Here is a 22,396-nt window from a genome sequence, read left to right on the forward strand (position 1 = left end):
CGGCTTGTTCAGCAGCCTTGGGGGCTTCGGCCGGCGCGGTCGCGGCGGCGGCGGCCTTGGCGGCGGTGTCGATGCGGGCCAGCACTTCGCCCGAGGTCACGGTGCTGCCATCGCCCTTGACGATTTCAGCCAGCACGCCCGAGGCGGGAGCCGGCACTTCCAGCACGACCTTGTCGGTTTCGACTTCGATCAGGATTTCGTCCGCTTCAACGGCAGCGCCCGGCTGCTTCTTCCAGGTCAGCAGGGTCGCTTCGGAGACGGATTCGGAAAGTTGGGGGACGACGACGTCGGTAATAGCCATTTTGTTTGTTCCGTAAAGTGTGTGTTCTGGTCACGCGGCGCGGCAAGGTTCGAAACCAGGTTCCAAAACGCTTGCCGCGCGCGGCGCGTGCATCAAGTCAGGGTTACTTCGTCAACATGACCTTGAACTTGGGCGCGAAAGCCGTCTCGATCAGGGCCTTCTGTTGCTCCTGGTGCTTGGCCAGGTAGCCCACGGCCGGCGATGCCGAGGCGGCGCGGCCGGCGTAGCCCAGCTTCTGGCCTTCCACCATGTTCTCGTACACGTGATGCTGAACGTAGAACCAGGCGCCTTGGTTCTGCGGTTCGTCCTGAACCCAGATCACTTCGGTGGCCTTCGGGTACTTGCGCAGTTCCGTTTCGAACGACTTGTGCGCAAACGGGTACAGCTGCTCGACGCGGACGATGGCGACGTTGTCGGCGCCACGCTCGCGGCGGGCGTTGACCAGGTCGTAGTACACCTTGCCCGAGCAAGCCAGCACGCGCTTGACCTTGCTGGCGTCGATGGTGTCGTCCACTTCGCCGATCACCGGGCGGAAGCTGCCGCCGGCCAGATCGGTCAGGGGCGAACCCGCGTCCTTGTTACGCAGCAGCGACTTCGGCGTGAACAGCACCAGCGGCTTGCGGAACGGGCGGATCATCTGGCGGCGCAGAACGTGGAAGATCTGCGAGGCAGAGGTCGGCTGGACCACTTGCATGTTGTTGTCGGCGCACAGTTGCAGGAAGCGCTCGATGCGGCCTGACGAGTGCTCGGGGCCTTGGCCTTCGTAGCCGTGCGGCAGCATCAGGGTCAGGCCCGACTGGCGGCCCCACTTGGCTTCGCCGGAGCTGATGAACTGGTCGATCACGACCTGGGCGCCGTTGACGAAGTCGCCAAACTGGCCTTCCCAGATGGTCAGCGTGTTCGGTTCAGCGCTGGAGTAACCGTATTCGAAGCCCAGCACCGCCTCTTCGGACAGCACGGAGTCGATGACGGTGAACGGAGCCTGGCCTTCCGAGACGTTCTGCAGCGGAATGTAGGTGCCGTCGTTCCAGCGTTCGCGGTTCTGGTCGTGCAGCACGGCGTGGCGGTGCGTGAACGTGCCACGGCCCGAGTCCTGACCGGTGATGCGGATGGCGTAGCCCGAGGAAACCAGGGTGGCGAAGGCGAGGTGTTCGCCCATGCCCCAGTCCAGGTTCATCTCGCCCTTGGCCATCGTGCGGCGGTCGTTCAGCAGCTTGGCAACCAGCGGGTGCACCGTGAAGCCTTCCGGAACCGTCGTGATGCGTTCGCCGATGCGCTTGAGTTCGGCCAGCGGCACAGCCGTGTCGGCCTGGTCCGTCCACTTGGCGCCCAGGAACGGGGACCAGTCGATGGCGTACTTGCTCTTGTAGTCGGTCAGCACGGGTTCAATCGTGCGCTGGCCGTCTTCCATCAGCTGACGGTAGTCCTTGACCAGTTGATCGGCTTCGCCTTCAGCCAGCACGCCTTGCGTGGTCAGCTTGTCGGCGTACAGCTTGCGCGTGCCGGGGTGATGGCCGATGCGCTTGTACATCAGCGGCTGCGTCAGCGACGGGGTGTCTTGTTCGTTGTGGCCCAGCTTGCGGAAGCAAACGATGTCCACGACGATGTCATGACGGAATTGCAGGCGGTAGTCCAGGGCCAGCTTGGTGACGAACACCACGGCTTCGGGGTCGTCGCCGTTGACGTGGAACACCGGGGCTTCGATCATCTTGACCACGTCGGTGCAATACAGCGTCGAACGCGAGTCACGCGGGTCGGACGTGGTGAAACCGATCTGGTTGTTGATGACGATGTGCAGCGTGCCGCCCGTACCGTAGCCGCGCGTCTGGGCCAGGTTCAGCGTTTCCATGACCACGCCTTGACCGGCAAAAGCCGCGTCGCCGTGCACCAGCACCGGCAGCACGGTCTTGCCTTCGGCGTCGCCGCGGCGTTCCTGGCGAGCGCGTGCGCTGCCTTCGACGACGGGGTTCACGATTTCAAGGTGGGACGGGTTGAAGGCCAACGACAGGTGGACCGGACCGCCACGGGTGGACAGGTCGGAAGAGAAGCCGTTGTGGTACTTCACGTCGCCGTCGGTCAGGCCTTCGGCGTGCTTGCCTTCGAACTCGGCGAACAAGTCGCCGGGCATCTTGCCCATGATGTTCACGAGCAGGTTCAGGCGGCCGCGGTGGGCCATGCCGACCACGATTTCCTGGACGCCGTTTTCGCCGGCGTGGTTCACCACTTCGTCCATCGAGGCGATGAAGCTTTCGCCGCCTTCCAGCGAGAAGCGCTTCTGGCCGACGTACTTGGTGTGCAGGAAGCGCTCAAGCCCTTCGGACTCGGTCAGCTGCTGCAGGATGTGGCGCTTTTCTTCGACCGAGTAGGCCGGCGCACCCAGCGTGGTTTCCAGGCGTTCCTGGATCCAGCGCTTGGCGGCGGGGTCGGAGATGTGCGTGAATTCAGCACCGATGCTGCGGCAATACGTGTCGCGCAGCGCCTTCAGGATGTCGCGCAGCGTCATGGTGCTGGCGGTCGTGAAGTAGGTGTTGGTGGCCGAGTAGGTCTGGTCCAGATCGGATTCGGTCAGGCCGTAGAAGGCGGGATCGAGTTCCGGGATCTGCGGACGTTCCTGGCGCTTGAGGGGGTCCAGATCGGCCCAGCGCGAACCCAGCGAGCGGTAGGCGGCAATCAGCGATTGCACCGACACTTGCTTGCTGGCCACGCTCAGGTCGGGTTCGGCGGAGCGTTGCACAAAGGCATTGGCCTTGGCGCGCTGGGCGAACGATTCGACGATGGGAGCATGGGCCTGGTCGCGAGTGGATTCCTGGCCGTCGGTTGCGGGAGCGTGCTGCAACTGGTCGAAATATTCGCGCCAGTTATCAGGAACCGAACCGGGATTGTCGAGGTAGGCTTCGTAAAGCTCCTCAACATATGGGGCGTTACCCCCAAAGAGATAAGACGTGGATAGAGATTCTATTTCCGAAGACATATCGCTTCACCTTTACGAGTGCTTCACTCGACACGATGCAGGAAAAACCTTCCGCGACACGGGCTTCCCGTTTAGCGGATCGCAGGGGGCAGAAGGCGCGTACAAGCCTTGAAAGCCGTATGCCGAGCAGTATAACCCTTTGAGTTTACGGGCGTCTTGAGACATTTTTGTGGCGCAAAAGCCCTTTCGGAATGCCTGCATGCGGCCGTGGAATGTCCGGCCAACCCCTGACATTGCGACGTCTACGCGCCATCAATTTCCGCCATTCCAAAATGCCGCAGTGCGTCATTGCCGAGCACTTCAATGCGTGAGTGTTGTGCATTAGCCGCGTCACACCGGCAAGGCAGTCGTCGACAAGATCTCTTTCAACACAAAAAAGGTGCGAATCTGACGTACGCCGGGCAGCTTGATGATCTCGCCCGCATGCAGCTTGTTGAAGCGCTCCAGGTCGCGTATGCGCAGCATCAGGAAGTAGTCGAATTCGCCCGCCACCAGATGGCATTCCAGGCAGCCGCTGATGCCGCGCGCCGCTTCCTCGAAATCGGTGAAGGAGTCGGGCGTGGAACGGTCCAGCACCACGCCCACGATGACCAGCGTGGCCATGTCGACGTCGGCGGGCTCCAGTAGCGCCACCGTCTTTTTGATGATGCCTTCGGCCTTCAGCTTTTCTACCCGACGCAAGCAGGCGGCCGGGCTCAGATGCACACGCGCGCTTAGATCCAGATTGGTGATCTGGGCATCGTCCTGCAAAAGACGAAGGATGTGGCGGTCGATACGATCCAATCCGGCAAGCACGCTCATTGCATGTGTCCCTGAAAAATATTATCTCGTGGTTCTTTTTATTCTAAAAATATTAAATCTAAATTGCGTATCTTCGCTGTTTTTAATATCGTATTCACCACAAAATACGCAATTGACCGCTGCTGCCTGCGATTCCTATGATTTTTCCACCCGAGCCTCACTTGCCGGCCGGAATCCCAACACAGGAGCCCGCATGGATCTGCAACGCTTTCCCAGACACCGTCTGACCTTCGGCGACACCCCCATCGAAAAGCTGGAACGCTTGTCCGCACATTTGGGCGGCAAGGTCCACGTCTATGCCAAGCGCGAAGACTGCAACAGCGGCCTGGCGTTTGGCGGCAACAAGCTGCGCAAGCTGGAATACCTGATTCCGCAAGCGCTGGAGCAAGGCTGCGACACGCTTGTCACCATCGGCGGCATCCAGTCCAACCACACGCGCATGGTGGCCGCCGTGGCCGCCAAGCTGGGGCTGTCCTGCGTGCTGGTACAGGAAAACTGGGTGGACTATTCCGACGCCGTCTACGACCGCGTCGGCAACATCATGATGAGCCGCCTGATGGGCGCCGACGTGCGGCTGGTGGACCAGGGCTTTGACATCGGCTTTCGGCGCAGCTGGGAAGAGGCGCTGGAAGACGTGCGCAAACGCGGCGGCAAGCCGTACGCCATTCCGGCCGGCGCGTCCGACCACGAATTGGGCGGCCTGGGCTATGTGGGCTTTGCCGAAGAAGTGCGCCGCCAGGAAGCCGACCTGGGATTCAAGTTCGACTACATCGTGGTCTGCGCGGTGACGGGCAGCACGCAAGCGGGCATGGTGGTGGGCTTTGCGGCGGACGGCCGCGCCAACCGCGTCATTGGCATCGACGCGTCCGCCACGCCGGAGCAGACGCGCGCGCAAATCCTGCGCATCGCGCGGCGCACCGCCGATATGGTCGGGCTGGAGTCCGGCATCGCGGACAGCGATGTGGTGCTGGATACGCGTTACGCCTATCCCGCCTACGGCTTGCCATCGGCGGAAACCAACGACGCCATCCGCACCTGCGCGCGGCTGGAGGGCATGATGACCGACCCGGTGTACGAGGGCAAATCCATGCAAGGCATGATGGACCTGATACGACGAGGCGAGATCCCCGCGGGCTCCAAGGTTTTGTATGCGCACCTGGGAGGGGTGCCGGCGATCAACGCCTACAGCTTTCTGTACCGCAACGGCTGAAGCTGGCCAGCCGCCCACTGGCTTCGGATCAATGGGCTGGCCCGCCGGCGATCTGCGCTGAAGCGCCCTGCCCGCTATTGCGTCTTGGCGCCCGCCTGGAACCAGGCGCCGATCAGCGCGCGTTCGTCGTCGGTCATGCCGGTGGAATTGGCCATCGGCATGATTTTCGACACAACGACTTGTTGGTACACGGCCTGCGCGTGCGTGGCGATCTGCTCAACCGAATCCAGGCGCACGTTCTTCATCTGGACCTGTGCGCCGTGGCACAGCAGGCACCGCTGGTCAAACACATGGCGCACCTGGGCAAACGCCACGTCGGCGGGCGCGGCCGCGGACGGCGCTGACGCGGCGACGGGCGCGGGCCGCATCCACACGATGGTCAAGCCCAGCACCGCCACCCCCAACAACACGTAGGGCAGCGGGTTGCGCGCATTGCCCAGCTTGAAGCGGTGCCGCACCACGAAGAACTGCCGGATTGCCGCGCCGCCCAGCATGATCAGCAGCAGCACGATCCAGTTGTACTGATGGGTATAGGTAAAGCTGTAGTGGTTGCTCATCATGGTGAACACCACGGGCAGCGTGAAATACGTGTTGTGCACGCTGCGCTGCTTGCCGCGCTGGCCATGGACGGGGTCGACGGGCTTGCCCGCCCGCATCGCCGCCACGTTCTTGCGCTGGCCGGGGATGATCCAGAAAAACACGTTGCCGCTCATGGTCGTGGCCATCATCGCGCCTACCAGCAGGAACGCCGCGCGGCCCGCGAACCAATGGCAGGCCAGCCAGGACGCCAGGGCGATGAACACTGCCACCAGCGCCCCGACGATCGTGTCACCGTGCTTGCCGCGCCCGAACAGGCGGCAGATGCCGTCGTAGACGATCCAGAACACCACGAAAAACGCCAGCGCGACGGCCACGGCGGTGCTGGGCTGCCAGTCCATTTTTGACCGGTCTATCAGGTAGGTGCTGGCGTTCCAGAGGTACGACATGGTGAACAGCGCAAAGCCCGTCAGCCAGGTGCTGTAGCTTTCCCAGAACGACCAATGCAGGTGTTCAGGCAGCTTTTTGGGCTGCACCGCGTACTTCTGCATGTTGTAGAAACCGCCGCCGTGCACGGCCCATTGCTCGCCGCCCACGCCCTTGGCAAGCGATTCAGGGTCTTGCGGTTTTTCCAGACTGTTGTCCAGCATCACGAAATAGAACGACGTGCCGATCCAGGCGATGCCGGTGATGATGTGGGCCCAACGCAGCAACAGGTTGACCCAATCCAGGTAGTAGCTTTCCATCCACGCCCCCGCAGTGGGCGGGCCTTGTAGGCTCCGCCGCACTGCCTACCACCGCGGGCGCTGTAAGCAGAAGATGGATCGCGCACAAGGCTTGAATGCCCCGCACCGCTGCGACCAGAATGGACGAAATTGTATGCAGGTTTTGTTCACAAGGCTATGCGTGCTCGACCTTTCTGGCATCAGGAATACCCTGAGACGCGGGGCCGGCTGCCCGCAGACCGGCAGCCCACGCCCCTGCCGCTTACGAGCCCCGATACGTGGAATAGCTCCAGGGGCTGACCAACAACGGCACGTGATAGTGCTGGTCCGCGTGCGCCACGCCGAAATCCAGGCTGACCCGATTCAGGAAGTTGGGCTCGGGCAAGACAACGCCGCGCGCCTTGAAGTAGGCGGCCACCTCGAACACCAGTCGGTAGGTGCCGACTTGCAAGTCCGCGTCGGCAAACAGCGGCCGGGCGCTACGGCCATCGTGGTTCAGCGTGAACTGCTGGATCAGGGTGGCGGAGTCGCCGCGTGTTGCGTACAGCGCCGCGGCCATGCCTTGGGCCGGGCAGCCGTGCATGGTGTCGAGTACGTGCGTGGTCAATCCCATGTTGTCTCCTGTGTGCCCCGCAGGTTGCCGGGCGGTCTCATGGTTATCCTTAATGATGTACATAAATTGTATACAGCTAATTGCTTTCCAGCTATTGTTTAGCCCATCATGAAACCGTCCGTTCATCCGCGCACGGCCGGCCTGACTTCGTCACCGCTGCCCGCCCCTCTTGGCTCCATGCCCCGCTATTCATGAACACCTACGACTCGACGCTTCCGTATCCCCGCGACCTGATCGGCTACGGCCGCAACCCGCCCCACGCGCAATGGCCCGGCCAGGCTCGCATTGCCGTTCAATTCGTTTTGAACTACGAAGAAGGCGGTGAAAACAGCGTGCTGCATGGCGACGCGGGTTCTGAGCAATTCCTGTCGGAAATGTTCAACCCGGCCAGCTACCCCGACCGCCATCTCAGCATGGAAGGCATCTACGAATACGGGTCGCGCACCGGTGTGTGGCGCCTTCTGCGCGAGTTTGAAAAGCGACAGCTGCCCCTGACCGTGTTCGGCGTAGGCATGGCCCTGCAGCGCCACCCCGAATTGACGGCGGCACTCACTGAACTGGGCCACGAAATCGCCTGCCATGGCTGGCGCTGGGTGCATTACCAGAATGTGGACGAAGTCACCGAACGCGAACATATGCGCCTGGGCGTGGACGCCATCACGCAGCTGACCGGCAGCCGCCCGCTGGGCTGGTACACCGGACGCGACAGCCCGCGCACGCGCCGGCTGGTGGCCGATTACGGCGGCTTCGAGTACGACAGCGATTACTACGGCGACGACCTGCCCTTCTGGATGCAGGTACAAAAAAGCGACGGCGCGGTCGTGCCGCAACTGATCGTGCCCTATACGCTGGACTGCAACGACATGCGCTTCGCGCTGCCGCAGGGCTATTCGCACGCCGACCCATTCTTTCAGTACTTGAAGGACAGCTTCGACGTGCTTTACGCCGAAGGCGACGAAGCGCCCAAGATGCTTAGCATCGGCATGCATTGCCGGCTGCTGGGCCGCCCGGGGCGCATCACTGCGCTACAGCGCTTTCTGGACCACATTGCCAGCCACGACCGCGTCTGGGTATGCCGTCGCCTGGATATTGCCCGGCACTGGAAGGCCACGCATCCCTATATTCCCAACCGTTGAGCGCACCGACCATGCCCCACACGCTGGAACAACTCAATGCCGCCACGCCCGACGCGGCGCTGGCCATGCTGGACGGCCTGTACGAACATTCGCCGTGGATCGCGCGGCAGGCGCTAGCCGCCCGGCCTTTTCGGTCACTGGCGCATTTGCAGGATCAGTTGCGGCACGTGCTGGATCAAGCGGATATCGACGCGCAGCTGGCGTTGATCCGCGCGCACCCGGAATTGGCGGGGCGCGCCATGCAGCAAAACAGCCTGACCGCCGAGTCCACCCACGAACAGGACCAGGCCGGGCTTACGCATTGCTCGCCCGATGAACTGGCGCGGCTGCAACAACTGAACAACGACTACAACGCTCGCTTCGGCTTTCCGTTCATCCTGGCCGTGCGCGGCGCGCGCGGCACGGGCCTGTCGCGCCAGCAGATCATTGACGAATTTGCGCGGCGGCTGGATAACCCGCCCGACGTTGAAGTCCGCGAGGCGCTGCGCAACATCCACCGCATCGTCGAAATTCGCATGGCCGACAAGTTTGGACGCGACCTGACGTTGGGCAACGACATCTGGGACTGGCAGGAACGGCTCAGTATCCACAGCGATCCCGGTTACGCCGAAAAAGGCCAGCTGACCGTCACGTACCTGACCGAAGCGCACCGCGCCTGCGCGCAGCGTATCTCGCACTGGATGCGAGATTGCGGCTTCGACGAAGTTGAGATCGACGCCGTCGGCAACGTGGTGGGCCGCTACCGCGCCCAGCAGCCCGATGCGCCCACCTTGATGACCGGCAGCCACTACGACACCGTGCGCAACGGCGGCAAATACGACGGCCGCCTGGGAATTTTCGTGCCCATGGCCTGCGTGCGCGAACTGCATCGACAAGGTCGCCGTCTGCCCTACCACCTGGAAGTCATCGGCTTTGCCGAAGAAGAAGGCCAGCGCTACCGCGCCACCTTCCTGGGATCGGGCGCGTTGATCGGCGACTTCAAGCCTGAATGGCTGGACCAAAAGGACGCGCAGGGCGTCACCATGCGCGACGCCATGCTGCACGCCGGCCTGTGCATTGACGATATTCCGAAGCTGCGCCGCGATCCCTCGCGCTATCTGGGCTTTGTCGAAGTCCACATCGAACAAGGGCCGGTGCTGTACGAAATGGGCCTGCCGCTGGGCATCGTCACGTCCATCAACGGCAGCGTGAGATATCAGGCGCAGATCTTCGGCATGGCCTGCCATGCCGGCACCACGCCGATGAACCGCCGCCGCGATGCCGCCACCGCCGCCGCCGAACTGGCCCTGTATGTCGAACAACGCGCCGCGCGCGATGGCGATTCGGTAGGCACCATGGGCATGCTGGAAGTGCCCAGCGGATCCATCAACGTCGTACCGGGCGAATGCCGCTTCAGCCTGGACCTGCGCGCACCCAGCGATACGCAACGCGACGCGCTGGTGAACGACGTATTGGCCGAGCTTGACGCCATCTGCGCACGCCGAGGCTTGCGCTATGCGCTTGAAGAAACCATGCGCGCCGCCGCCGCACCCAGCGACCCTGCCTGGCAACAGCGTTGGGAACGGGCCGTCGACGCGCTGGGCGTGCCGCTGCACCGCATGCCCAGCGGCGCCGGGCACGACGCCATGAAGCTGCACGAAGTCATGCCTCAGGCCATGCTCTTCGTGCGCGGCCAGAACCACGGCATCAGCCACAACCCTCGCGAATCCACCACCCGCGACGACATCCAGCTGGCCGCGCATGCCATGCAGCGCCTGCTGGACGACCTTGCCAACGACATCAAACGCTAACGCCATGACCGACTACGCCCGACTAGACGCCTGGGTCGATGCCCACTTCGACGAGCAGGTGAGCTTCCTGCAATCGCTGGTGCGCGTGCCCACCGACACACCGCCCGGCAATAACGCGCCGCACGCCGTCCGCACCGCCGAACTGCTCAAGGAAATGGGCCTTGAGGCCGAAGCGCACGCCGTGCCCGCGCAAGCGGTGCAGGACTACGGCATGCAATCCATCACCAACCTGATCGTGCGGCGCGAATACGGGCCCGGCCGCCGCATCGCGCTGAATGCGCACGGCGACGTCGTGCCCCCGGGCGATGGCTGGCAACACGACCCCTACGGCGCCGAAATTGAAAATGGCAGCCTGTACGGCCGCGCCGCCGCGGTCAGCAAGAGCGATTTCGCCAGCTTCACCTATGCGGTCCGCGCGCTGGAAGCGGTGGCCAAGCCGACCCACGGCGCGGTCGAACTGCATTTCACCTATGACGAAGAATTCGGCGGCTTGCTGGGGCCCGGCTGGCTGCTGTCGCAAGGCTTGACCAAGCCCGACCTGATGATTGCCGCCGGCTTCAGCTACGAGGTGGTCACGGCGCACAACGGCTGCCTGCAAATGGAAGTGACGGTGCACGGCAAAATGGCGCACGCCGCCATTCCCACCACGGGCGTGGACGCGCTGCAGGGCGCGGTCAAGATCCTGAATGCGCTGTATGCACAGAACGCGCTGTACCAGAACATCACGTCCGAGGTGCCCGGCATCAGTCACCCGTACCTGAACGTCGGACGCATTGAAGGCGGCACCAACACCAACGTGGTGCCCGGCAAGGTCAGCTTCAAGCTGGACCGCCGCATGATCCCCGAAGAAAACGCCGTTGAAGTGGAAGCAGACATCCGCCGGATCATCCAGGAAGCCGCTGCCGCCACCCCCGGCATCACCATCGACATCAAGCGCCTGCTGTTGGCCAATTCGATGCGTCCGCTGCCGGGCAACCAGCCGCTGGTCGATGCCATCCAGAAGCATGGCGAAGTGCTGTTCGGCGAACCGATCCCGGCCATGGGAACGCCGCTGTACACCGACGTGCGCCTGTACGGCGAAGCCGGCATCCCCGGCGTCATCTACGGTGCCGGGCCCCGCACCGTGCTGGAATCCCACGCCAAGCGCAACGACGAACGCGTCGTGTTGGAAGACCTGCGCCGCGCCACCAAGGTGATCGCGCGCACGTTGGCCGACCTGCTGGCACCGGCCTGATCGCGCCGGACAGGGGCCGGAGCCGCGCGGCCCCGGGCCCCATCGCGCACACTTCCTGCGACAATTCCTACATAACGTAACTAAACGTGTTTATATGATGCGGGTTTTCCTCCATTTCGAGGACCGCCCATACCTGTATACATTCCTCGTACACAAGACCGCTTTTCAGGATTTTCCGACCGACATCCTACTCCGCCAGGAGACACTCCCATGCAGGCTGCATCCCCCGCGCCGTCCCGCGCGTCTCAAGACCTCCATCCCGTCGACCAGCGCCTGCCTACCGGCAAACTCGCGGCATTGGGCCTGCAACACGTGTTGGTGATGTATGCCGGCGCGGTAGCCGTGCCCTTGATCGTCGGCCGGGCGCTGAACCTGACGCCCGACGAAGTTGCCATGCTGATCTCGGCCGACCTGTTCTGTTGCGGGCTGGTCACGCTGATCCAGACGCTGGGCGCCACGCAGTGGTTCGGCATCAAGCTGCCCGTCATGATGGGTGTCACGTTCGCGGCGGTGGCGCCGATGGTCGCAATGGCCAACGCCAACCCGGGGCCGGGCGGCGCGCAGCTACTGTTCGGCACCATCATCGGGGCCGGCATCATTTCGATTTTGATCGCCCCGGTCATCAGCCGCATGCTGCGGTTCTTCCCGCCCGTGGTCACGGGCACCATCATCACCGTCATCGGCATTACGTTGATGCGAGTCGGCATCAATTGGGTGTTCGGCAACCCGTCGGGCCCCACCGCCCCCGTCATCGTCGACCCCATCTATGCCAAATGGCTGGCGGACGTCACGTCGCCGGGCAGCGCCATCCCGCCCGTGCCGCAGGGCTTTGCCATCATGCCGTCGATGCCCAACCCGCGCTATGCCGACCTGACCGGCTTTGGCATCGCCGTGCTGGTACTGGCCTCGATCCTGCTGATCGTGAAATTCACCAAGGGCTTCATCGCCAACATTTCGGTGCTGCTGGGCATCGTCATCGGCGCCATCGTGGCATCGGCCACGGGCATCATGACGTTCGAGAAAATCGGCCAGGCGGATTGGTTCGACATCGTGCTGCCCTTCCATTTCGGCATGCCGCGCTTCGACCCCATGTTGATTTTGAGCATGGCGCTGATCATGGTGGTCGTGATGATCGAATCCGCGGGCATGTTCCTGGCGCTGGGCGAAATGACCGATCGCGAAATCAGTCAGCAGGGCATGGCGCGCGGCCTGCGTACCGACGGCTTGGGGACTTTGATCGGAGGCATCTTCAACACGTTTCCGTACACCAGCTTTTCGCAGAACGTGGGCCTGGTTGCGGTAACCGGAGTGAAGAGCCGCTTCGTGTGCGTGGCGGGGGGCATCATCTTGCTGGTGCTGGGCCTGCTGCCCAAGATGGCCGCGCTGGTGGAATCGCTGCCCACCGTGGTGTTGGGCGGCGCGGGCATCGTCATGTTCGGCATGGTGACCGCCACGGGCATCCGCATTCTGTCGGGCGTGGATTTCAAGGGCAACCGCCACAACGCCATGATTGTTGCCGTCTCGATCGGCATCGGCATGGTGCCGCTGATTGCCCCCGACTTCAAACAATGGATGCCGCATTCGCTGCACACGCTGATCGAGTCGGGCATTTTGCTGGCCTCGCTATCGGCCGTGTTGCTGAACCTGTTTCTGAACGGTGCCACACATGACCGCCGCGCCATCATCTCGGCGGCGCTGCAAGCCGACGAGCATTGATCTGACGGCGGGCGGCGGCGGGCACGTCACAACGCGCTCGCCACCGCGCCCTACACGCGGCTTACGCCAGCCGCATCACACGCCGCCAGAACAGCACCGCCACCAACACAAACACGGCCAGCCCCAGGTACGACGCCGTGACCGCGAAGCCCTCGCCCGCGATGGCCAGCGGCGCATCCGTACCCGCCGCGCCGATGATGCCGGCCATCAACACGCCTACCAGGCTTTCGCCCACGATCAACCCCGACGCAATCAACACGCCGCGCCGGTTCGCGGCATCGGCGAATTGCTCATAAGGCTTGCCGGCAGACGCGGCGCGACGACGCAGCGCGCGTTCAAGCAGCCACGCCAGCACCGCGCCGGCCACGATCGGCGCAGCCACCGTCGGCGGCAGGTAGATGCCGATGCCCACGGCCAACACCGGAATACGTGCCACGCGGCAAGTGCGCTTCAGGACTTCGTCCACCACGATCAGCGCCACGCCCACCGCCATGCCGATCAGGATCATCGTCCAGTTCAATTGGTGCGTGAAGATGCCGCGCGTAATCGCCAACATCAGCGTGGCCTGCGGCGCCGACAAGGCTTGCGCCGGGTCCATGCCCGCGCGTGGCATCGCGTCCGCAAAACCGTAGGCGTTGTAAAGCAGTTCCAGCACCGGTGAAATCACCGCCGCGCCCACCACGCAGCCGATCAGCAAGGCCACCTGTTGGCGCCATGGCGTGGCGCCAACCAGCCAGCCGGTCTTCAGGTCTTGCAGGTTGTCGTTCGAAATGGACGCCACCGCCACCACCGCCGAGGTGCTGAAGATGGACAACGCAATCGCCATCTGCACGCCGTTCTGCGCCTGAAGTAATTCGCCGCCCAACGTTAGCATCAGCAACGACACCAGCACGATGGCGACGATGCCCACGCCCGAAATCGGGCTGGTCGACGAACCCACCAAACCCGCCATATACCCGCAGGCCGCCGCCACCAGAAAGCCGAACACAAAAGCGAACAGCACGGCGTAGGCCACCAATTTCCAGACGGCGGCGGCCGACACGGGCGCGCCAGACAGGAACACCTGGAAGGTCACCACCAACACCGCCACCAGCACCAGCGTCACTATTGAAATCCAGCCGGCCGACAAGTCGCGTTCGGTGCGCGGCGCTTGCCCGGCACGGGCCGCGCCCGCGCTGGTCAGCGCCGAGAACGAGGCCTTGACGCCACGCGCCATCGGCATGAACAGGGTTGCCAACGTCCAGATGGCGCCCACGCCAATCACGCCCGCGCCAATGAAGCGCACTTGCGAGGACCACAGGCCGCTGGCGTATTGGGCTAGCGATTGCCCCGCCGGCATGTCGCCCATCGCGGTCAACACCGGCACGGCGATGCCCCACGAAATGATCAACCCCGTCAACATGGCCAGGCCCGCGACGATGCCGATCAGGTAGCCCGCGCCCAGCAAGGCCAGCGAAAAGCCCATGGGCAACCGGAATACCGCGCCGCCCAGCGCGAACCACCCGCTGACGCTATCGCCCAGCACCCGCAAGCCGCTTGCCGCAAAGCTGACCGCCGCCGCCACCACGCCCCCGGCGACGATGTCGCCCATGCCGGTCGCCACGGGCTTGGCCGCGGCTTTCGCCACCGGTTGGTCTGACGTTGCCAAGGCATCGTCGGCCGCGTCCTGTGCACGTTCGGCACTGCCCACGCGCAGGATTTCGGCCGCCGCCACGCCTTCCGGATACGGCAGATTGCTTTGCACCACCATCACGTGGCGCAGCGGAATGGTGAACATCACGCCCAACATGCCGCCGGCGGCGCAGATGCCCAGCGTCTGCCAGAAGGGAAAGCCTTGCCAGTGGCCCATCATGACCAGCGCGGGCAGGATGAAAATGATGGAAGACAAGGTGCCGGCGGCCGAAGCCTGCGTCTGCACCATGTTGTTTTCCAGGATGTTGGCGTCCTTGAACAGGCGCAACACCGACATCGAAATGACGGCCGCCGGAATCGCGGACGAAAACGTCAGGCCGACCTTCAGCCCCAGGAAGACGTTTGACGCCGTAAAGATCACGGTGATCAGGGCGCCCAGCAAAATGCCCCGAAACGTAAGTTCGGGAAGCGTGACGTTTGCCGGGACGCTGACGGGTTGGGTCATTGAAGTCTCCCGTATGAATGCGAATAAAGCGCGCATTCTAGCGCTTTGGCGTCCACCCCGTGGTCACCACGAGTAAGCGCGCCTGCACCGCAGAAGCTGCCGTCGTTCGAAATATCCACCAAAGATTATGCTGAAATCCTGTGCGTCTTCCCCGCAATTTGATGACTCATGCCATTCACACAGGTCTAGGATGGAGCGATAACAGGAGACAACACCCCATGCGTGACGCGAGCCAACCCGCCCCGGGACACGAACAGCCCACCGATGCCGACCCGGCTGAAACCGCCGAATGGCGCGACGCCCTGCAATCGCTGGTCGATGCCGACGGCGCCGGCCGCGCGGGCTATGTGCTGGACAGCCTGCTGGGACATGCCGCGTCCCTGGGCCTGCGCGCCAACAGCCAGACGCGCACCGCCTACCTGAATACGATACCGGCCGACCAGGAGCCGCCTTTTCCCGGCAACCTGGCCGTTGAAGAACGCATCGCGCGCATCAACCGCTGGAACGCGCTGGCCATGGTGGTGCGCGCCAACCAGGCGCACGGCGAACTTGGCGGCCACATTGCCAGCTATGCATCGGCCGCCGACTTGTTCGAAGTGGGCTTCAACCACTTCTTCCGCGCGCAAACGGCTGAAGGCCCTGGCGACCTGGTTTACATGCAGCCACACTCCGCGCCCGGGGTGTACGCCCGCGCGTTCCTTGAAGGCTTTCTGGGCGAAGACGACCTGGCGCATTTCCGCCAGGAAATCACCGCCACCGCGCGGGGCCTGCGCGGCTTGTCGTCCTACCCGCACCCTTGGTTGATGCCGGACTTCTGGCAGTTTCCGACGGGGTCGATGGGCATCGGACCCATCAACGCCATTTACCAGGCGCGCTTCATGCGCTACCTGGAGCACCGCTCGCTGGTGCCCGCCAGCGACCGCAAGGTGTGGGGCATTTTTGGCGACGGCGAAATGGACGAACCCGAATCCATCGCCGCGTTGACGCTTGCCGCGCGCGAAAAGCTCGACAACCTGGTGTTCGTCGTCAACTGCAACCTGCAACGGCTGGACGGCCCGGTGCGCGGCAACGGCCGCATCATCGACGAACTTGAAACCTTGTACGCCGGCGCCGGCTGGAACGTCATCAAGCTGGTGTGGGGCAGCGACTGGGACGCCCTGCTGCGCCGCGACACCAACGGCGCGCTGGCGCGAGCCTTTGCCAACACGGTCGACGGGCAGTTCCAGACCTTTGCGGCCAATGACGGCGCCTTCAACCGCGCCCACTTCTTCAACCAAAGCCCCGAACTGGCGGCGCTGGTGGCCGACTGGACCGACGAAGCCATCGACCGCCTGCATCGCGGTGGCCACGACATGGTGAAGATCCACGCGGCCTACCACCGCGCCGCGCAGCATCGCGGACAGCCCACGGTGATACTGGCGCAGACCAAAAAAGGCTTCGGCATGGGCGCCGCCGGCCAGGGCAAGATGACGACGCATCAGCAAAAAAAACTGGACGACGAGGCACTGCTGGCGTTCCGCGACCGCTTTGCCCTGCCCATTTCAGATGCCGACTGCCTGGCCCTGAAGTTCTACCGCCCGGCCCAAGACAGTGCCGAACTGCGCCACCTGCAAGCCCGCCGCGCCGCGCTGGGTGGCCACATCCCCCGCCGCCGCACCGAAGCGCCGCGCCTGGCGCCGCCGGCGGTCGAACAGTGGGCCCGCTTCGCACTGGCCGCCGACGGCAAGGAAATGTCGTCCACCATGGCCATCGTGCGCATGCTGACCGGGCTGCTGAAGGACGCCACGGTGGGCTCGCGCATTGTGCCCATCGTGGCAGACGAGGCCCGCACATTCGGCATGGCCAACCTGTTCCGGCAGATCGGCATCTATTCAGCACAAGGGCAGTTGTACGAACCCGAGGACATCGGCTCGGTGCTGTATTACCGCGAAGCGCGCGATGGGCAAATCCTTGAGGAAGGCATTACCGAAGCCGGCGCGATTTCGTCGTGGACGGCGGCCGGCACCAGCTATTCGGTCAATGGCTTGCCGATGTTGCCCTTCTATATCTATTACTCGATGTTCGGCTTCCAGCGCATCGGCGACCTGATCTGGGCCGCCGCCGACCAGCGCACGCGCGGTTTTTTGATCGGCGCCACGTCGGGCCGCACTACGCTGGGCGGCGAAGGCTTGCAGCATCAGGACGGCTCCAGCCACATCATGGCCGCCGCCGTGCCCAACTGCCGCGCCTACGATCCCGCGTATGCGTTTGAAGTGGCCGTTATCGTCGAACACGGCATGCGCCGCATGCTGGATGAGCAGCACGACGAATTCTTCTACCTGACCGTCACCAACGAAAACCTGGCGCAGCCCGACATGCCCGCCGACCCCGCCGTGCGCGTCGGCATCCTGCGCGGCATGTACCGGCTGCGGGCCGCGCGCCGGCAGGCACAGGTCAGGCTGCTTGGCGCCGGGCCCATGCTGCGCGAAGCCGAGATGGCCGCCGACCGGCTGCACGCGGACTACGGCGTGGATGCCGAGGTCTGGAGCGTGACCAGCTTTTCGGAATTGGCGCGCGATGGCCGCCAAGCCGAACGCGCCCGCGTGCTGGGCCTGGAAGCCGCCGCCGACGCGGACTGGGTCCGCACCTGCCTGGGCACCAGCGACGCGCCGGTGGTTGCCGCCACCGACTACGTGCGTGCCGTGCCCGAACAGATCCGCGCCTGGGTGCCCGCCCCATACCGCACGCTGGGCACCGACGGCTTCGGCCGTAGCGACACCCGCGCACAACTGCGCGACTTTTTTGAAGTCAGCGCCGACTGGATCGTGCTGTACGCGCTGGACAGCCTGGGCCGGCAGAAAGACGCCGACGCCTTGCGCCGGCGCCTGAACGCGGGTTCGCGCCAGACGCCGCCCTGGGAGTTATAGAAGCTGAAAGCGGCTGTCGTCGGCCTCGAGTAAATCCGACGGGTTTTTGACCAAACCCGTCGGATCGCTGCACTGCAACAACCAAGCGCCCGCGCTTTCTGGTGAAATACGGGTGTTCCCTAAGCATTTCGCAAAGAAACCGGCGGGCCGCGAGCCCGCCGTTTGTCATCTTCGCTTTTCATCCCGTTTTCTTTCTCAGTTAGTGCCTCAGAGGCCCCGATCCCATGGACGAAACTCTTACCAAACTGGCGTTGGATTACCACGCCTATCCCACCCCCGGCAAAATCTCGGTCGTGCCGACCAAGACGCTGGCCAACCAGGACGACTTGTCCCTGGCCTACTCGCCCGGCGTGGCGGCCGCTTGCATGGCCATCTTCGACCAGGGTGAAGACGCGGCGTCCAAGTACACCTCGCGCGGCAACCTGGTGGGCGTGATCACCAACGGCACCGCCGTGCTGGGCCTGGGCAACATCGGTCCGCTGGCCGCCAAGCCCGTCATGGAAGGCAAGGGCTGCCTGTTCAAGAAGTTTGCCGGCATCGACGTGTTCGACATCGAACTGGCCGAGAACGATCCGGACAAGCTGGTCGACATCATCGCGGCGCTGGAGCCCACGCTGGGCGGCGTCAACCTGGAAGACATCAAGGCGCCCGAGTGCTTCTACATCGAGAAGAAGCTGCGCGAGCGCATGAAGATTCCCGTCTTCCATGACGATCAGCACGGCACCGCCATCATTTCGTCGGCCGCCATCCTGAACGGCCTGAAGGTCGTGGGCAAGGACATCGGCGCGGTCAAGCTGGCTTGCTCGGGCGCGGGCGCTGCCGCCATCGCCTGCCTGGACCTGCTGGTGCACCTGGGCGTCAAGCGCGAGAACATCTATGTGGTGGATTCGCGCGGCGTCATCTGGGATGGCCGCGATGAAAACATGGAAGCCAACAAGAAGCGCTACGCGCAAAAGACCGACGCGCGCACGCTGGCCGACGTGGTCAACGGCGCCGACGTCTTCCTGGGCTGCTCGACGTCCGGCGTGCTGACGGGCGACATGGTCAAGACCATGGCCGACCGTCCGCTGATCCTGGCGCTGGCCAACCCCGAACCGGAAATCCGCCCGGAAGTGGCCAAGGCCGCCCGCCCGGATTGCATCATCGCCACCGGCCGTTCGGACTACCCGAACCAGGTCAACAACGTGCTGTGCTTCCCGTTCATCTTCCGCGGTGCCATGGACGCCGGCGCCTCTCGCATCACGGAAGAAATGAAGCTGGCTTGCGTGAAAGCCATTGCCGAGCTGGCACAAGCCGAGCAGAACGATGAAGTGGCCCGCGCCTACGCCGGCCAGGAACTGTCGTTCGGCCCCGACTACATCATCCCCAAGCCCTTCGACCCGCGCCTGATCTTCCAGATTGCGCCGGCCGTGGCCCAAGCCGCCGCCGATTCCGGCGTGGCTGCCCGCCCCATCGAAGACATCGAAGCCTATCGCCAGAAGCTGATGGGCTTTGTGTACCACTCCGGCCAACTGATGCGTCCGCTGTTCGCCCAGGCCAAGAAGGCGCCCAAGCGCGTCATCTATGCCGACGGTGAAGACGAACGCGTCCTGCGCGCCGTGCAGACCGTGGTTGACGAAAAGCTGGCCCGCCCGATCCTGATCGGCCGTCCGTCGGTCATCGAAATGCGCATCACCAAGGCCGGCCTGCGTCTGGTGGCGGGCGAGGACTTCGAAATCGTCGACCCCGAAGACGACAACCGATTCAACGAAACCTGGAATGCGTACTACCAGCTCAAGGGCCGTGAAGGCGTGACGCCGGCCATCGCCAAGGCGATGATCCGCAAGCACAACACGCTGATCGGCGCGATGCTGCTGCGTCGTGGCGACGCCGACGCGCTGCTGTGCGGCGTGGCCAGCAAGTACGACAACCAGCTCAAGTACGTCGACGAAATCATCGGCAAGAAAGAAGGCCAGACGTACGCCGCGCTGAACGTGCTGATGCTGCCCGACCAGACGCTGTTCGTCACCGACACCCACGTCAACGAAAACCCGTCGGCGGAAGAAGTGGCCAACATCACCATCCAGGCCGCGGACGAAATGCTGCGCTTTGGCGTGGTGCCGAAGATTGCGCTGCTGTCGCATTCGAACTTTGGCAGCCGCGTCACGGAATCGTCCAAGAAGATGGCCGCCGCCAGCAAGCTGGTGCAAGACCGCGCACCCGATCTGGAAGTGGACGGCGAAATGCACGCCGACGCCGCCTTGTCGGAAAAGATCCGTGTGCTGGCCTACCCGGACAGCACGCTCAAGGGTCGCGCCAACCTGCTGGTCATGCCGAACCTGGACACCGGCAACATCACGTACAACATGCTGAAGATGACGGGCAGCAATGGCGTCGCGATGGGTCCGATCCTGCTGGGCGCCGCACGCCCGGTGCACATCCTGACGACCAGCGCCACCGTGCGCCGCATCGTCAACATGACGGCCCTGGCCGTTGTGGACGCACAGCAGGAAGCCGCCGACGCCGCCAAGAAGCGCCGTTGATCGCGCGCGAGTCCTGACGTCAAAGGCGCCCTTCGGGGCGCCTTTTTTCATGGCGTGTTGGCGGCGGCGCCGGCTGATCGCCGCGATGCGTTTTTTTATATCCGCCGCACCGCGCCCCGCCACCGGCCAATGGTAAAACCATGCTTCACCCCTACCCTGGAGACAACATGCTGGCCGATGCGCTATACGCCTGGTTCCATTACCTTGCGATATTTGTACTGGTGGTCGTGCTGACCGCCGAAGCCGTGTTGCTGCGCCCCGATCTGACCGCCGCCAACCTCAAGCGCCTGGTGATCTACGACCGCCTTTACGGCGTCAGCGCCGTCCTGGTGCTGATCACCGGCCTGCTGCGCCTGACGCAAGGCGTGAAGGGCGCGGCGTTCTACATGAGCAGCCCCTGGTTTCACGCGAAGATCACGCTGTTCGTCATCATCGCCCTCTGTTCGATCCCGCCCACGCTGGCGATTTTCCGCTGGGCAAAACAGTCGCGCCAACAGGCGGGCTTCGTGCCCACCCTGCCCGAGATCAAGCGCGTGCGTCGCTGGGTGATGATCGAATCACACCTCTTTATCTTCCTGCCGCTGTTCGCGGTGCTGATGGCGCGTCATATCAGCGTGTAGGCGGGCCGGGTGCGGCGCATGTGCCAGGCGCCGCGCCGCTACTGCGGGCAGCGCGCCCGAGCCGGTGCCGCCGGGGCTTCGTCGCCAACGCTGAAGCTTGCAAACTTGAAGACGCCGACTTCGTCGTTCGTGACGATGCCCACCAAGGTTCCATCAAAGGCCTGCATGACCGACATGCCCTGCGGCACGTCGGCCTGGCCTTCCTTCTTTGCGACTTGCCCGGCAGCCGGGCTGAACACCAGCACGCCGGGAAAGGCTTCCCGCTGCCCATCGACCACACGCCTGATGGTCTTGACCTGCGTGCCCTCGGCGTAGTCAAAGCCGCCGAACCGTGCCCGGCAGGCAAGCTCCGAATCGCTGACGCGCAGCAGATGGCGGTCGGCATCCAGATAGACCCTGGGCTCACTCAACATCAGCCCGAATACCCTGACCGCCACGGGGTCCTTGACTTCAATGCGCCAGCGGTCAGGGTCGGTCGAGCCATCCACGTACACCGTGCCGTTCGAGCCATACAGCACCGAGCCCGCGTGAATGGCCATGCCGTCGACGTTGTTGCCGGCACCCAAGCGGCATTGGTCCAAGGCCTTCATCGTGCCGTCGGGCTGGGTATCGAATTCGATGTCGTGCGTACTGTCGCAGCGCCATCCCAGCACGGTCTGATCGCCCTGGCCTTTCAGGATGATGCTGCGGGGATACCGGCGGATCAGCGCGTACGTTTCTTTTTCGTATTCGGCGTCCAGATAACGGCGCGCCAGTGTGGCTTGCACCCCGAAGATCGGGGTGGGCACGGGAAATTCGGCCGCCACGTACGTTTCCAACTGCCCTTCGTCCTGCAGCTTCAAGCGGGTGCCGGCGGGCATGGCCACACCGCCGACGGTGGCAGCTTGTTCCAGCGTGACATTGCGCGCCGCCTCGGCCCGTTCGCTTTCGCGTTCGATCTGGCCGACGATGACTTGCACCCAGACGAAAAAGGCAAAGGGCACCGCCAACACCACGAACAGGATGGCCGATGTCTTCCAGTATTTGCGGACGGTGCGGCGATGGCCGGCGCTGATGGCCAGCACCAGGGCCCAACCGCCCAGCACGACGCCGGCAAGCATGCCGAACAACAGCAGCAGGTAGAAATTGGCCGATGGCAATGAGACGGGAATCATGGCCAGCATGATATCCGGATATC

15 protein-coding genes are annotated in these 22,396 nt (G+C 63.9%); 8 read left to right on the forward strand and 7 right to left on the reverse strand.

The window, feature by feature from the left end; translation table 11 throughout:
* The 3 genes from ACNPP0_RS08860 to ACNPP0_RS08870 all read right to left on the reverse strand — a co-directional run.
* Nucleotides 1–301: biotin/lipoyl-containing protein (locus tag ACNPP0_RS08860; protein ID WP_448705654.1), on the reverse strand; the 301-nt coding region annotated here is incomplete at its 3' end.
* 103 nt (nt 302–404) lie between these two features.
* Nucleotides 405–3,272 carry a 2-oxoglutarate dehydrogenase E1 component gene (locus ACNPP0_RS08865; protein ID WP_332610577.1) on the reverse strand — a complete coding sequence of 956 codons (2,868 nt, stop codon included), beginning with the start codon at nt 3,270–3,272 and terminating at the stop codon, nt 405–407.
* 330 nt (nt 3,273–3,602) lie between these two features.
* Nucleotides 3,603–4,073 carry an Lrp/AsnC family transcriptional regulator gene (locus ACNPP0_RS08870; protein WP_332610579.1) on the reverse strand — a complete coding sequence of 157 codons (471 nt, stop codon included), beginning with the start codon at nt 4,071–4,073 and terminating at the stop codon, nt 3,603–3,605.
* A gap of 193 nt (nt 4,074–4,266) precedes the next feature.
* Here ACNPP0_RS08870 and ACNPP0_RS08875 point away from each other — a divergent pair, with 193 nt between their 5' ends.
* Complete coding sequence (locus ACNPP0_RS08875; RefSeq protein WP_332610581.1) at nt 4,267–5,283, forward strand: 1-aminocyclopropane-1-carboxylate deaminase; 1,017 nt, start codon at nt 4,267–4,269, stop codon at nt 5,281–5,283.
* A 74-nt stretch (nt 5,284–5,357) separates the two neighbouring features.
* Here the strand turns inward: ACNPP0_RS08875 and ACNPP0_RS08880 are convergent, their stop codons facing one another.
* Nucleotides 5,358–6,566 carry a urate hydroxylase PuuD gene (locus tag ACNPP0_RS08880; RefSeq protein ID WP_448705655.1) on the reverse strand — a complete coding sequence of 403 codons (1,209 nt, stop codon included), beginning with the start codon at nt 6,564–6,566 and terminating at the stop codon, nt 5,358–5,360.
* Nucleotides 6,567–6,807: 241 nt separating this feature from the next.
* Nucleotides 6,808–7,158 carry a hydroxyisourate hydrolase gene (uraH, locus tag ACNPP0_RS08885; RefSeq protein ID WP_448705656.1) on the reverse strand — a complete coding sequence of 117 codons (351 nt, stop codon included), beginning with the start codon at nt 7,156–7,158 and terminating at the stop codon, nt 6,808–6,810.
* Nucleotides 7,159–7,349: 191 nt separating this feature from the next.
* Here uraH and puuE point away from each other — a divergent pair, with 191 nt between their 5' ends.
* The 4 genes from puuE to ACNPP0_RS08905 all read left to right on the forward strand — a co-directional run bounded on the left by puuE (nt 7,350) and on the right by ACNPP0_RS08905 (nt 13,034).
* Nucleotides 7,350–8,294, forward strand: a complete 945-nt coding sequence (puuE, locus tag ACNPP0_RS08890) for an allantoinase PuuE (RefSeq protein ID WP_448705657.1) — start codon at nt 7,350–7,352, stop codon at nt 8,292–8,294.
* An 11-nt stretch (nt 8,295–8,305) separates the two neighbouring features.
* Nucleotides 8,306–10,084, forward strand: a complete 1,779-nt coding sequence (gene uraD / locus ACNPP0_RS08895; RefSeq protein WP_448705658.1) for a 2-oxo-4-hydroxy-4-carboxy-5-ureidoimidazoline decarboxylase — start codon at nt 8,306–8,308, stop codon at nt 10,082–10,084.
* Nucleotides 10,085–10,088: 4 nt separating this feature from the next.
* On the forward strand, nt 10,089–11,318 hold the full coding sequence (locus tag ACNPP0_RS08900) for a M20 family metallopeptidase (RefSeq protein WP_448705659.1): 1,230 nt from the start codon (nt 10,089–10,091) through the stop codon (nt 11,316–11,318).
* 210 nt (nt 11,319–11,528) lie between these two features.
* Entirely contained in the window at nt 11,529–13,034 is a 1,506-nt protein-coding gene (locus ACNPP0_RS08905) for a nucleobase:cation symporter-2 family protein (protein WP_332610590.1), read from the forward strand.
* A gap of 61 nt (nt 13,035–13,095) precedes the next feature.
* Here ACNPP0_RS08905 and ACNPP0_RS08910 read toward each other — a convergent pair whose 3' ends face one another.
* A complete protein-coding gene (locus tag ACNPP0_RS08910) occupies nt 13,096–15,171 on the reverse strand; it encodes an OPT family oligopeptide transporter (RefSeq protein WP_448705660.1) in 2,076 nt (691 codons plus the stop codon).
* A 218-nt stretch (nt 15,172–15,389) separates the two neighbouring features.
* Here ACNPP0_RS08910 and mdeB point away from each other — a divergent pair, with 218 nt between their 5' ends.
* The 3 genes from mdeB (at nt 15,390) to ACNPP0_RS08925 (ending at nt 21,219) form a co-directional block, all read left to right on the forward strand.
* Nucleotides 15,390–18,077, forward strand: coding sequence for an alpha-ketoglutarate dehydrogenase (mdeB, locus tag ACNPP0_RS08915; RefSeq protein ID WP_448705661.1), 2,688 nt, complete (start codon nt 15,390–15,392; stop codon nt 18,075–18,077).
* Between the two features lie 224 nt (nt 18,078–18,301).
* A complete protein-coding gene (locus ACNPP0_RS08920; RefSeq protein ID WP_448705662.1) occupies nt 18,302–20,599 on the forward strand; it encodes an NADP-dependent malic enzyme in 2,298 nt (765 codons plus the stop codon).
* A gap of 167 nt (nt 20,600–20,766) precedes the next feature.
* Nucleotides 20,767–21,219 carry a DUF2214 family protein gene (locus ACNPP0_RS08925; protein ID WP_448705701.1) on the forward strand — a complete coding sequence of 151 codons (453 nt, stop codon included), beginning with the start codon at nt 20,767–20,769 and terminating at the stop codon, nt 21,217–21,219.
* 38 nt (nt 21,220–21,257) lie between these two features.
* On the opposite strand, the gene ACNPP0_RS08930 is transcribed toward ACNPP0_RS08925, so the two are convergent.
* A complete protein-coding gene (locus ACNPP0_RS08930; protein WP_448705663.1) occupies nt 21,258–22,382 on the reverse strand; it encodes a hypothetical protein in 1,125 nt (374 codons plus the stop codon).
* Nucleotides 22,383–22,396: the final 14 nt, after the last annotated feature.

It is taken from the genome of Achromobacter semiaridum, assembly GCF_053543755.1.